Annotated in this window: 12 protein-coding genes and 1 pseudogene; 4 read left to right on the top strand and 9 right to left on the bottom strand. The window is 38.6% G+C overall.

Features of this window, described 5'->3' with window-relative positions; genetic code table 11:
• Positions 1-18 precede the first annotated feature (18 nt).
• Positions 19-251: pseudogene (locus HS1_RS13885) on the top strand (hypothetical protein); the annotation flags it as partial.
• A 1-nt stretch (position 252) separates the two neighbouring features.
• The coding region (locus tag HS1_RS13565; RefSeq protein WP_245669979.1) for a transposase at positions 253-567 on the top strand (315 nt) is incomplete at its 5' end.
• A 699-nt stretch (positions 568-1,266) separates the two neighbouring features.
• On the opposite strand, the gene HS1_RS03185 is transcribed toward HS1_RS13565, so the two are convergent.
• Positions 1,267-2,601, bottom strand: coding sequence for a hypothetical protein (locus HS1_RS03185; RefSeq protein ID WP_066060821.1), 1,335 nt, complete (start codon positions 2,599-2,601; stop codon positions 1,267-1,269).
• 227 nt (positions 2,602-2,828) lie between these two features.
• Between HS1_RS03185 and HS1_RS03180 the strand changes: the two genes are divergently transcribed.
• Together HS1_RS03180 and HS1_RS03175 are read left to right on the top strand one after the other, a co-directional pair.
• Complete coding sequence (locus HS1_RS03180) at positions 2,829-3,398, top strand: D-sedoheptulose-7-phosphate isomerase (RefSeq protein ID WP_066066427.1); 570 nt, start codon at positions 2,829-2,831, stop codon at positions 3,396-3,398.
• 233 nt (positions 3,399-3,631) lie between these two features.
• Positions 3,632-5,152, top strand: a complete 1,521-nt coding sequence (locus HS1_RS03175; protein ID WP_066060818.1) for a 2-isopropylmalate synthase — start codon at positions 3,632-3,634, stop codon at positions 5,150-5,152.
• On the opposite strand, the gene HS1_RS03170 is transcribed toward HS1_RS03175, so the two are convergent.
• From HS1_RS03170 to HS1_RS03135, 8 genes are all read right to left on the bottom strand, one after another.
• Positions 5,124-6,113 carry a death domain-containing protein gene (locus HS1_RS03170; RefSeq protein ID WP_066060816.1) on the bottom strand — a complete coding sequence of 330 codons (990 nt, stop codon included), beginning with the start codon at positions 6,111-6,113 and terminating at the stop codon, positions 5,124-5,126. The two genes, HS1_RS03175 and HS1_RS03170, sit on opposite strands and share 29 nt — an antisense overlap.
• Before the next feature lie 32 nt (positions 6,114-6,145).
• Positions 6,146-6,604, bottom strand: coding sequence for an NUDIX hydrolase (locus HS1_RS03165; RefSeq protein WP_066060814.1), 459 nt, complete (start codon positions 6,602-6,604; stop codon positions 6,146-6,148).
• A 248-nt stretch (positions 6,605-6,852) separates the two neighbouring features.
• On the bottom strand, positions 6,853-7,785 hold the full coding sequence (locus tag HS1_RS03160; protein ID WP_066060812.1) for a hypothetical protein: 933 nt from the start codon (positions 7,783-7,785) through the stop codon (positions 6,853-6,855).
• 27 nt (positions 7,786-7,812) lie between these two features.
• Positions 7,813-8,715: a right-handed parallel beta-helix repeat-containing protein gene (locus HS1_RS03155; protein ID WP_066060811.1), complete on the bottom strand. Its 903-nt coding sequence runs from the start codon at positions 8,713-8,715 to the stop codon at positions 7,813-7,815.
• A gap of 227 nt (positions 8,716-8,942) precedes the next feature.
• Complete coding sequence (locus tag HS1_RS03150; protein ID WP_066060809.1) at positions 8,943-9,266, bottom strand: hypothetical protein; 324 nt, start codon at positions 9,264-9,266, stop codon at positions 8,943-8,945.
• Positions 9,254-10,039 (bottom strand): TapB family protein, encoded by a 786-nt coding sequence (locus HS1_RS03145; protein WP_066060807.1) that lies wholly within the window; start codon positions 10,037-10,039, stop codon positions 9,254-9,256. The genes HS1_RS03150 and HS1_RS03145 overlap by 13 nt, the downstream gene beginning before the upstream one ends.
• A gap of 139 nt (positions 10,040-10,178) precedes the next feature.
• Positions 10,179-11,591 carry a right-handed parallel beta-helix repeat-containing protein gene (locus tag HS1_RS03140; protein ID WP_066060805.1) on the bottom strand — a complete coding sequence of 471 codons (1,413 nt, stop codon included), beginning with the start codon at positions 11,589-11,591 and terminating at the stop codon, positions 10,179-10,181.
• Positions 11,592-11,604: 13 nt separating this feature from the next.
• The gene (locus tag HS1_RS03135; RefSeq protein WP_066060804.1) at positions 11,605-13,173 is read right to left on the bottom strand and encodes a right-handed parallel beta-helix repeat-containing protein; all 1,569 of its coding nucleotides are present in this window, start codon (positions 13,171-13,173) and stop codon (positions 11,605-11,607) included.
• Between the last annotated feature and the right edge of the window lie 432 nt (positions 13,174-13,605).

Below are 13,605 nucleotides of genomic sequence, written 5' to 3'. Positions count from 1 at the left end.
AAAAAACAGGCCTCTTTAATGTTAGAAAGTCTTCGCAACACAAAATACGTCGAAGAACTGGCAGATATATACAAAACGATTATATCATCTCATTCTCGGCGTATTTTAGAACTAAAAGAGGAGATTGAGATGTTGGATAAGAAGCTGGAAAAGCTAGGAGAAAAGAGTTCTGAGGTCAAGCGTTTAAAAAGTATCTCAGGAGTAGGAACAAAGCTTTCAAGCAGATTGGTCGGAGAAATTGGAGATATCAANAGATTTAAAAACGAGAGGCAACTTGCGATCTATTGTGGTGTAGCCTGTATAGATGATGAGTCTGGTAAACACAAAAGGACAAGAGTTGTATATAAGGCTAATAAGATATGTAAAGCAACTATGATTGAAATTGCGGGCTGCACAATTCGGTATGTTTCAGAATCCGCTACTTACTATGCTAAAAAACGGACTGAAGGGAAAGAGCATAACCATGCCTTGCGCTGCCTTGCTAGACAATTGATAAAAGTTATTTTTAAGATGTTAAAAGAAGATCGAGACTATATCTTAAAGGAGGAAATGGAGAAGGCTGCTTAAAAAATATTTCCATTTTTTACTTGACTTTTTAAATGGAAAGTTCAAACCTACAAAATACAGTTAAGAAAATAGAAAACGGAAATTCCCAGTTCCCATTTCTAACATGTGAACGTGTCAATGTGTAAACGTGTTAACGTGCATAAAGAAGGAAAAGAAGGAAATGGGAAAAGGAAAATAGAAAATAGGAAACAGAAAATAGGAAATAGAAATTCCCAATTTCCAGTTCCTAATTCCCAATTCTAACGTGCTAACGTTCCAATTTAACAGAAGGCGATTTTGCATTTTTCAATTGGCATTCTGCATTGAGCCATTGCGCTTAACTATTTATAGCTTAGCAGATTGCTCCGTTAAGCCATCAAGACCAAGCCCTTCAGGGTGGCTTTCGCCAGTCTTGATGGCACTTCGCAATCTGCTTTATAAAAAGTAGAGTTGGTTGAAGAAAAAAAGTTTTTTTCTTTCTCGCCAACCTTAATTTTTCAGGAGCACGCTGCAAAGCGTTGTCAAAGCCGTAAGCCCAAAGGGTGCGGAGTGAAACGGAGCAGCTTTGACAGCAAGCGAAGCGGCGTGCTAAACTAGAAAACAGGTTGGGTAAAGGAATAAAATGTCTTAATGTGCATCTGATTTTTTCAACAGCCTGAGAATAATGAGAAACTCAAGAAAAATTAAAAGACCCTCCCTTATGGAAGGGTCTTGATTAAACTAAAATCTATAAAATGTGCTAAAGGTGATTCTATTACCTTCTCTTACTTCATCACGCATTGTATTCATGTGAATATATTCTAAGATAAACTTTATCGCATCAGTCACTTGATACTGAATATTTCCAAACCATTCTAGATTTTGCTTAAACCGACGTTTGTAAAAATCATAATCAGGAGTTTTAAAATCCCATCCCTTTAGATCAGAAGTAGTGGCATGGTCTATACCAAAACCACCAGCAAATGCCAACTTTTTAATAGGTGTTTTGTACAATAAGCTTACAAAGCCACCCTGTGACCTGATTTCTTCACCAGTCATGGGATTATATCCCATATCATATCTGAGCCAGTGGCTACCAATACCTTGTCCTACCCAGACCTCACCTTTCAGCTCAAAGGGATTCTTTTTGAACTTATATTCAAAAGCAGCCAACCATCTATGGAGTCTTACCCTTGTTTTGTCTAACATGGTTCGCTTATCAGTCATATAACCACCACCCAAGGCAATGAGGCTACCTTTATCAAGGCAATGTAAATTATAGGCTATCCGAGCAAGCATCCAAGGCCAGCTCCATTGTTCTTCATACACAGAGACCCTTCTATGCCGCATAAGAGAAGCTAGAAACTCAAAATCTCCATATTTTTGCCTTAAGGTAATCTGGGGAATTCTCCACCAGAGGTTGCCGCCACCGGCCATAATACCAAACTCACACATGTGTGGGTTTTGTTGGGCAACAGGAACCCAATCTTGACCAACACGAAAACTGGTGTGAGTCTTGTTGTTCGTTAAGTCCACATAGGCAAGGCGGATACGGGGAGCAATATTATTCCCAAAAACGCCTCCATAAAAGTCAGTCTCAATTCGTCCCACCCCTGTGAGATTGCCAGAGTTATGTTTTACTATAAGCTCAAAACGAGTATCCCTAGGGTTAAAATTGATTGAGTCTCCTTTATAATTTGGTCTTGAAGAGACTACTCCCAAAAAGTCATTGTATGCATCGAAGGCCACTGTATCATAGTGCGTGTCAATTTTTATTCGCCCACCAAGCTGCACGTCAAACTTAGACCATACAGGATGTTTTTCCTTCGCAGGAGCTGGCGCTTCTTTCACAACAACCTTCTCAGGTTTTGCTGCTTCTTTTTCTTCTAATACTTCTTTTAATAGATTTTTATACTCTATTACCTGCTTTTCTAAGCTTTCAAGCTTTTTTTCTAACTCCTGGATCCTCTTTTCCGGGTCTTTCGCAAATGTTATCTGGGGGAAAATCAAACCCAGTATTAAAGGAACCAAAAGAAAAAATAAAATGACCGTCTTTTTACGTACAATCCTACTCATCTTACCCCTCCTTATAATGATTTTTAGTAAATGTTTGCAAACTCCTTATTATATTTTTGAAAAAAATCTATTAGGAAATAGATAAAAGGCTATAGTATAAAATCAGTGGTCAATTTTTTCTGTTAGAAGGTTTTTTACCTTCTTGCTTCACACCTGCTTTAGGGATGACTTTATCGAGTTTCTGATAGATATTGACAAAAGGTGAACAAATTTCCTATAAAGAAGTTATGCAAGAAGTTATAAAAGGGATTTTTAAAGAAAGCATAGCCCTCAAAGAAACCTTCCTGGAAAAATGTTTAGAACAAACACTACTTTTGGCCAAACAGACTATTGAGACTATTAAAGAAGGGAAAAAACTTCTTTTTTTTGGTAATGGAGGGAGTGCTGCTGATGCCCAACACTTAGCTGCTGAATTCGTGAATCGTTTTCAAAGGGAACGGCGGCCATTACCTGCCATAGCCTTGACTACAGATACTTCTATTTTGACCAGCATTGCCAACGATTATGACTATAGTTTGATATTTGTTAAGCAAATTGAGGCCTTAGGTCAATCAGGAGATATGGCTTGGGGCATCAGTACTAGCGGAATGTCTCCTAATGTTTATCTAGGGTTAAAAAAGGCCAAACAAAGAGGCTTAAAAACAGTGGCTCTTACAGGAGGAGATGGTGGTAAAATAGCCAACATAGTTGATATAAGCATTATTGTTCCCTCCTTTAAGACTCCAAGAATTCAAGAAATACATATTACCATAGGCCACATAGTATGTGAATTGGTAGAAAGGGCATTATTTATTTAAGGGCTCTCTTGACAAGTTATTCTCAATTAGCTAATGTGGTTTTATGCAAAGAATTAGTTTCTTACTTCAGGTGCAAGGGTTTAATCTAGGTCTATTTTTAGGTCTAAGTTGACCCTTCACCCATGTGAAGTAAGAACCAGAATATAAACCATGGGTGAAGGACCCATGGTTTTTTAATTGGCCATGGGAGAATCTCATGGCTTTTTTATTTTTTATAATTAGGGAGATTGAGGATGCCAAGGAAGCTCTTGATTTTTGATACCACTTTGCGTGATGGCGAACAGGTACCTGGGGCAAAGTTGAATATTGATCAAAAATTAGTGGTGGCAAAACAACTAGAAAGGTTAGGAGTAGATGTAATAGAGGCAGGTTTCCCAGTTTCTTCACCTGGTGATGCAAAAGCTGTTAATTTGGTAGCCCGACAGGTAAGAAAACCTATTATTGCTGGTTTAGCCCGTGCCTTGAAAAAAGATATTGATATTCTCTGGGAAGCAATAAAAGATGCAGATAGACCCAGAATTCATGTATTTTTAGCTGCATCAGATGTTCATATAGAAAAAAAACTCCGTCTAAATAGAGAACAAGCGCTGGAAATGGCTGTAGAAGCTGTTAAGTATGCTAAAAAATATTGCCCTAATGTGGAATTTTCTCCTGAGGATGCCACCCGAGCAGATTTTGATTATCTTTGTCAGGTAGTAGAAGAAACCATAAAAGCCGGGGCTACGGTGATAAACATTCCTGATACAGTGGGATATACTATTCCTGAAGAGTTTGGTAGACTTATCAGAAAATTGAGAGAGCGAGTGCCTACTACTGACAAGATTATTTTAAGTGTTCATTGTCATAACGATTTAGGTTTAGCCACTGCTAACAGCATTGCTGCTATAGTTAATGGTGCTACTCAAGTAGAGTGTACTATAAACGGTATTGGAGAACGGGCAGGAAATGCCGCCCTAGAAGAAATAGTCATGATTTTAAAGACACGCCCTCAATACTTTAATATTGAAACCAATATTGTTACCCCGGAAATTATTCCTACTAGTCGTTTGGTCAGCCGAATGATGAATTTACCTATTCAGCCTAATAAAGCCATTGTGGGAGCCAATGCCTTTGCTCATTCTTCTGGTGTTCATCAGGATGGTATTCTTAAAGACCGTCGCACTTATGAAATTATCCGTCCAGAAGATGTAGGTGCCCAGCAACACCTGTTGGTTTTGACGGCACGTTCGGGGCGTAAGGCAGTGAGACAAAAATTAACAGATTTGGGCTATGATCTCTCAGATGAAACCTTTGAGAAAATTTATAAACGTTTTTTGTCAGTAGCAGACAGAAAAAAGGAGATTACCGCGGCAGATTTAAAATCTATTGTTGAAGTAGAACTGAGCAAAGTAGAAGAACTGTATAGCTTTGTCAAAATGGTGGTAACTACCCAGGCTATGAGTGGAAGTGATCTGCCTTTGGCTGTTTTAACCCTTAGGAAAAATGGAGAGGAGATTACCCAGGCTTCGGTAGGAAATGGACCTGTAGATGCGGTATTTAAGTGTATTAATGGAATAACTAATTTAAATGTGAATCTCCTTGATTACCGAGTAGAATCTCTCTCAGGAGGCACTGAGGCCTTAGGAGAATCTACAGTAAAGATAGAAATAAACGGGGAGGTAGTTAGTGGTTGTGCCACCAGTCCTGATGTAATAGAGGCGAGTGCTAGGGCCTATTTAAATGCAATTAATCGCTATTTTTCCTTACACAAATGAATTTTTTTACCAGAGCCCATGATTTTCCAGGGGGAAGAAATTTTATAAGTGGGTATAAACGGGAACAATCAAGATAGGAGAGTTTTTTCAGGATGGACTTGATTTCAAACTCCTGTTTCAAATGTGGATATGGAACTTCTGGTGTGGGTTCTAACTCCTCTGTGGTGATAAGTTGATTATAGATGAGGACTTGAGCTGCGAATAGCCTTTCTTTTTCTGGATTAATCTTTTTTTTACCTATATACCAAAAGGTCAATATATCGCCTGGCACTAGAGGGTAAGGTAGGGGTTTACCTATGATACTTTTGGCTATTTGGCGACTAACAGAGGCAAGTAGAAAAGAGGCTTTCAACTTCCAATCAGGTGGCATTGACTTCCGCAAAAATGATGATAAAAATAAATGAATATAACCTGCTTCTACAAACACCCTTCCTCTTTTATTCTGCAAATATTGGGCAATTTTTTCTGCTCGCATTTTATCTCTTAAGGCAATCCGTTGGGCATCAGCACGGGCAAAGGCCTTGATAGCCTCCACTGCCTGTTCAAATGTTCCCATAGTGGCTTGGTAATAATCTAAGAGGCAACCAGTGGCATTATGTTCTGCAGTATAGATTTCTCTAAACTCAGGCAGGTGACTAATCTCTTGGCCTTTTTTGCCTTTTTCCAATAATTGATATATTTGGATGACTTTTTCCATATATGGGTCAATTTGGATAATCTCTTTCCTATCTTGATAGGCCTTTTGTAAAAGCCGAAATTGGGCCTGTATAAACTTAGGGAAATCGGTCTCAAACTTTTGGGAATATTCTTCAGGAGAAATTTCTCCTTTTAACATAAGGGGGAAAAGAGGACATGGGGCATCTTCAAGAATAATGAAATCAGTTTGGTTAAAAACCCTTTCGTAAGAAGGAATAGCTTCTAATCTATGTGATGAAAACCCTATATAAATTTCTTTAGGCATAACAGTGCTTCTTTATATCTTGAGAGTTTTAATCAACCCGTTTTTTCACATATAAGAATCAATTTGGATTTTGCTTCTTCTAATACTTTTTTCTCTCCTTTATAAGCACAATTACGGATGGCTTCTTCAAGGAAAAACCAACAGACTTCGTCTACCTCCAAGTCATGTTGGGTAATATTTCCACCAGTGGCTTTCATTAAGAAGAAATGGACTGTTTTTTTCACTTTAATTCTTTCCAAAGGGTGATAGAACCAATAATAAATAGGAGGTAACTTTTCTACAATTTCTCCCTCTAGACCTGCTTCTTCTCTTACTTCCCTCAAGGCAGCTGCAACCAATTTTTCTCCTGGTTCTACCCAACCCTTGGGTAAACTCCATACTTCTCGGCCATTAAAAGTCTTATGTCGACACAGTGCTATCTTTGGTTTTTTATCTTCACACTTATAAACCACTCCTCCCGCAGAAATTTCTGTCTTTACCTTTCTTTTCAATTTACTCCCTTTGATTTATTATTAGTTCTTTTCTAAGATAAAAAAGAGATTAAGTCAATCTTCCCAAGTTCCTTTTTAATTGGAAAAAAATCCCTAAGCCTGTTTGTACGTTGCACGCAGACAGGATCAAGGGTATGATCAGGATAAAAAAATCGTGTAAATCCTGTCAAAACAAAAGTCAAAAAAGAAGAAAAAGGGCGGTTACAGAGGACCACCCAGTAGCACTAATGTGCATTCAGAGGTAATGCTCAGGGGCAGTCTGTCCTGCCAAAATCTGCGGCAAATACTGCCAAGTCTGAGCCATCTACATCGCCATCGCCATCAAAGTCACCTTCACAATCGCCTGTAAGATTGCAGTCTGTTCTGCCAAAGTCTGCGGCAAATATAGCCAGATCACTTCCATCCACATCTCCGTCACCGTTAAAGTCACCTTCACATAGTTCTATTGAAGATAAGGCATCTAGATCAGCACCTAAAGGAATTCCTTCTGAAAGCCCATCAAAGTATAAGGAGAAGGAACCATTAGACCATTTGACAATGTCTTTATCCTTGACTTCTAGTCCATTGAGGTTACAAGGGATATCTAGTGAAAATAGAATATCACCATCAGGACTTACCCATACCCCATCTATATTGGCACTTTCTGGGATATTATGGTCAGAACCACTAAAGTAGAGAGTAAATGAGCCGTTATATCTAATAAGGTCATTGGCCTTAAAGGAGAGTCCACCTAAAGTTACAGGGATATCCAGGGAAAAGACAATACTTCCATCAGAAAGTACAGTGGCGGCATCAATACGTGCCCCATCAGGTATAGCTGAACCATCTAAAAGCTTACTAAAATTAGTCCCATCATAGAGGATTAGGTCTCGCTCAGTATAGGCCACTCCATCTAATGTAGTGGGTATATCCACAGAAAAGATGATTTTGCCCTCAGAGAAGCCAAAGGCATCTATGTTTACCCCTTTTGGAATCCCCAAGGTTGAGCCAGAAATATATGGTAGAAAACTAGAATCCTTAAAGTACATAACATCCCTCTCCTCAAAGGCGTCACTCCCTATGGTTATTGGGATGTCGGGAGAAAGAAAGATCTCTGCAAAAGATAAAGAGGAAATAGCCACTGTAAGAATGGCCCCTAAGAGGAGGGACACCACTTTGGTCATCCTAAATTTGGCTATCATGGCATTTCTCTCCTTAAAAAACTGGAATTAGAAGGTAGCATTATCCACACAGGTGTTTCCGCTTGGGCAGTTAATCTGACCAGCAGTGTTCCCACTTGCAGCATTTCTATAGATGTAGCTTTGGCAACCGAAGCACGCTTCTATCCCATATCCAGTGTTATTCCTCACATTGCAACCCTTGACTGCGCTGTGGAAGGCATAAATCCCATCATCGCCATTGTTATTAGCAGTGCAGTTGGTTACTGTGCTATAGTAGGCATAAACCCCATTAGTGCCATTGATATTGGCAGTGCAGTTGGTTACTGTGCTGTGGCAGGCATTAATCCCAATGTCATTGTTATTGGCAGTGCAGTTGGTTACTGTGCTATAGGAGGCAGAAATCCCATCATCGCCATTGTTATTAGCAGTGCAGTTGGTTACTGTGCTATAGGAGGCAGAAATCCCATCATCGCCATTGTTATTAGCAGTGCAGTTGGTTACTGTGCTATAGTAGGCATAAATCCCATTACGGCCATTGTTAGAAGCCTGAATCCCCTCAATACGGTGGCCAGCACCTTTGTGGTCAGGATTGTTATATAGGTAAATTCCATAATAAAACCCTCTCACAATACCGTTTTTTATGGTTATGTTGAACTTATTTCGGGCATAAATGCCATATCCAGTTCCAGTTCCTGGCCTATAAATACCATGGCCATTTAGGTCTAAGGTTACATTATCGGCATTGATCTTTATGGCATTCACATTAGCAGTGGTTACTATAAGGTTAGATGTAAGCACATAACTCCCAGGCTCATTTATTTGGATGGGAAAGGTGGTTGCTGCCGTCTGGGCAATCTTTATCTGCCCATCTACCCCGTAGGCAGAAATAGGGATGGCTACCATAAACAGTAAAGCCCATAAAGCCAATTGGATTTTTGATTTACCTTTCATCTCTTAATCCTCCTTTTCTGTTTTTTACCTTTAACAATTGATCATTCACCGCATTTGCAACCACCTCCTTTTTTTGATTGGATTAAACCCTAAACTCAATCAACCATCCTTCCAAGCTTGGCCTTCCTCATTGTAGCAAAATCGAAGGACACGGGCAATTTTCTCTGCCATAATCAGCAGCAAATATAGCTAGGTCACTACCATCTACATCTAAACCATGATAGAAGTCAAATAAATTTATCTTTTTCATAAATTGCCTCATTTAAGGGCACATTTGCTAAAAAGATCTTATCCTTAGTAAAAAACCATTTAAGACCTCTCCCTTTATCTTCTCCCTTTATCTTTAAATTCAATTTTTCTAATGATGTGTCCCATTCCATCCCCTGAAAACCTGCCATCTCAGGATTTAGCTCAGGTGCTTTTAAGCGAGCAAAACAGCCTGTTAGGAGAAATATCAATGCCAATACAATTACTGCTCTTCTCTTCCAGAGGCCATCATTCATAAAAGTTTCCCAATCTACTCTAATAGCCCAACTTCCTATGGCAAACAATCAGTCCTTCCAAATTCTGAGGCAAATATAGCTAAATCAGCCCCATCTACATCCCCGTCATGGTCAAAGTCACCTTTGCATACAGGGATAAAACCAAAAAGAAGCTCATAAACCCTGGGTTCACGTCCATCCACTACATTGGGAGTCACGTCGAGCTTGATTAAACCAATACCGCGGGCCAACCAAATGTATCCTTCCCCACTATGTGCTGGTTCATACGGCGGTTTCCATTCGACTCTGCCATAAATCTTAAGGCAATTAAAAGTCCCTGCTGGAACTGTCACTTCCTCTTCACCTAAGGCCCGCAATTCTACCTTTAGAGGCCCTTGCTCTGTTATTACACCACTTTCATAGATCTTATAAATACATTCACTTGTAAAAGGCTCTCCGGTTTCCAATGTAAGAGGACAAATCAGTATATAAGGTTCATAGATTCGATATTCATCCTCAACCGGGTATTTGGATTTATATAGTCTAAGGCCGTCCTCATACCAACCTCCATATTCATACATCTCACCTCCACGGGTAACACACTTTGTGCACTCCACCCCATTAATAACTACTTTACTACCTCCGTACTGACTCTCTACTTCTATGTCGACACCATTTTCCAGTACAGTAACCTTATAGTTTAAAAACTCTCCTTGCTCCACAGGGAAATATTCTTTTAAATTATAAGTTTCCCCAAAAGATGAAATAGGCAATCCAATAAATACAAAGAAGAAAACAAAAACTAACAATTTCCTATAACTTAAATGTCTTTCTCCTCCCATAGCTGACCCCCTTTGAAATTTTTAATTTTTACAACTATTTCCTTTTCCTTAAATTGAATTAACGCCAACAAACTCTATGAACCGTGTGAAATCAATAAACCCAATCACCTGTGAGCTATGAGCTGTCAGCTACGAGCTTTTACTCACACACCGGGCAATCCGTCCTCCCAAAATCTGCCGCAAATACAGCTAAATCTGAGCCATCGACATCGCCGTCATTATCGAAGTCGCCCTCGCAATCGCCACTACAATCTGTCCTTCCAAAGTCAGCCGCGAAGGTGGCTAAGTCTGAACCATCTACATCACTGTCACCATCAAAATCCCCTTCACATATATCACCAAATTCATATGGACCCATATCTACAGTGGCTATATCATCACCATTTCCATCTATAATCCTTGGTTTTCCATCTTTGTCTGTATCTGGTAAGTAAGGTGCATCATTTGTGCCTGTATCTATGCAGGGGGAAGTTGATTGTAAGTGAAAATCTCCATTTTCAGCATCCACAAATAGAGGATTTTCTTGAATATTACCCCCATGTGAGTAATTATCTGTCTCATTTATAAAAAGGTCCTCAGACTGCCCTGTATCAAAATCTGCATTTCCTGAAAAGTTATTATTATAGAGATTTATTATAGAGCCTATATGATTTCCATTGCAATCACATCCAATATGTAGATCATCACCAGCATTGGCTGTGTTATCAAAAAAGATGTTATTATAAATATTTAAGGTTGCTGAATCATAGTATGACCGTGCCCATACACCGCCACCATCCTGACTAGCTAAATTTCCTGAGAATGTATTGTTTGTAATAGTTAATGTGCCTGACGTTAAATATACAGATACACCACCACCATGATCAGCTGAATTTCCTGAAAATATATTGTTTGTAATAGTTATTGTGCCTAACCATAAATGTGCAAGTACACCACCACCATAACCATTCAATGGATTAGTATAATCCTTAGCTGAATTTCCTGAGAATATATTGTTTGTAATAGTTATTGTGCCTTCTGACCTTAAATATGTTGTTATGCCACCACCCCACACACTTGAATTTCCTGAGAATATATTGTTTGTAACAGTTATTGTGCCTGAGTCCAAACGTACTTCTATGCCACCACCTGTTGAAAATGTACACTCTTTTATTTTTACATTTATATGTGTCCCATGTATGTATCCACGGCGATTCTTAAAGGTCATACCCTCTATTGTTACATCAGCACCCCTATCACCACCATTCCAATCTTCATCAGTATCTATTCTCAATCTTCCTCCCTCAAGTATTGTCTTATCTACCCCAGCACCCTGGATGGTAAGCGTATGACCACTGTCCCCATCATTGGTTGAATAATTAAGGGGAGAGGTGATATTAATATTATATGTCCCTTCGGCCACATTTATTATATCATCCTCCCCATTAGATTCTGCAATTGTAAGTGCATCTTGAAACTCCTCTAGGTTTGTTACATTAAAGGTTTCCCCAAATGCTACATTAGTTGCCAAAAAGGCCACCAGAAAGACCAAAAATAATAACCTTGACTTCATCTCACCCTACCTCCTACCTGACTTTTTTCCAACAGGGGCAATCAGTTCTTCCAAAGTCTGCTGCAAATACTGCCAAATCAAAGCCATCTACATCGCCGTCATTATCGAAGTCGCCCTCACAATCGCCACTACAATCTGTCCTTCCAAAGTCAGCCGCGAAGGTGGCCAGGTCAGAGCCATCGACGTCACCGTCATGGTCAAAATCCCCTTCACATATATCACCAAACTCATAAGCACCCATATCTACAATAGCTATCTCATCACCATTTCCATCTATAATCCTTGGCTTACCATCTTTGTCTGTCTCTGGTAAGTGAGGTGCATCATTTGTGCCTGTGTCTATGCAGGGGGAAGTTGATTGTAAGTGAAAATCTCCGTTTTCAGCATCCACAAATAGAGGATCTTCCTGGATATTACCATCATGTGAGTAATTATCTGTCTCAGTTATAAAAAGATCCTCAGACTGCCCTGTATCAAAGTCTGCATTTCCTGAAAAGTTGTTATTATAGAGATTTATTATAGAGCCTATGCCGTTTTTATTCTTATCACTCATTATATAGATATCTTCACCAAAATCAGCAGCATTATTAGAATCAGCAGTATTATTCCAAAAAATATTATTGTAAATATTGGCTTTAGCCTGGTCAGCACTAAGCATAATATTAATACCACCTCCATTATTGGCGGAGTTATTATTAAAAATATTGTTTGTAAAGATAATTTTACCTGAGCCTGTCTCTGCATGAACACCGCCGCCATAACTATCCCACTCAAAGCTAACTGTATTTTCGGTAAAAATATTGTTTATTAATGTGGTTGTCCCTGCAGTTGAAGTTATACAAGCACCAGCACCAACACCACCTGAATTATTATAAAAAGTGTTATTTATAAGAGTAATTTTACCTGTTCTTGCTTCCATATAGATCCCACCACCCAAAAAATCCCCATTTTCATTAAAAGTATTATTTTCAAAGTTGACTGTACTTGAATTTACTTGGACACAGATGCCACCACCACTAATACTGCCTGAATTCTCACTAAAAATATTATCTGTAACTGTAACATTACCTGAGTCTGTTTTCACATAGATACCACCACCATTAGAAGCAGAATTATTATTAAAAATATTTTTACAAACATTAATACTTGCGCTGGTTGTATGAACGTAAATCCCACCACCAAAACTACTTGAGCCATTCTTAAAAACAATTCCACATATAGTAATATCACCACCTATATCTCCACCATTATTGGATGTGTCCGTGTTTATATTCATAATTTGTGTTAGATTTCCATTAAGTACAGGTTTATTATTCATATCCTGTGCTTTAATGATAAGGCTATGTCCATTATCACCTGTGTCCGTTTGATAGCTAAGGGTTGATGAGACAGTGTATGTGCCAGGAGAAACATAAATTATATCATCTTCATTATTATTATGAGCTATATCTAAAGCATCTTGAAACTCTGTAGTATTTGTTACAGTAAAAGTTGCTCCTATTGCATTTGAAATATTTATTATAATAACACTAAGGAACAAAACCACTCCTAACATAACTTTATAAATGCTTCCTTTTCTCATTATTAACCCCTTTTGTAATTTCCCAAAATCACATCAACCCTGGCATAACGACACTCTGTCGTTACACCAATCCTCCTTTCTTTGCGCACCTTATTTTCTTTAAATTTCCACTTTTCCACTTTTTGTCAAGATTTTTTCAAAAAAATCTAGCAGGCTTTAATACCTTAAATTATCAACACAAAAAACTGCCCACTCACAGACCAGGCAGTCTATCCGGCCAAAATCAAATAGTTAAATCATTGTTATCTATCTCAATATCATTGTCAAAATTTCCCTCATAAGATTTTGCTGCAGAAAGGTTTTTATCAAGCTTTGAGATAAAAACATCCCACCTACATTATGGCTTCAACACAGTTACCTTATCTTCTAAGATAGTTAAAAAGCCAGTTACATATACATCACTACTTCCATCAATGAAGGTGCTTGCAAGAA

Source organism: Candidatus Desulfofervidus auxilii, from assembly GCF_001577525.1.
Lineage (GTDB): Bacteria > Desulfobacterota > Desulfofervidia > Desulfofervidales > Desulfofervidaceae > Desulfofervidus > Desulfofervidus auxilii.
Note: the sequence above shows the minus strand (reverse complement) of the source record. Positions and strands in the feature narration are given on the sequence as shown.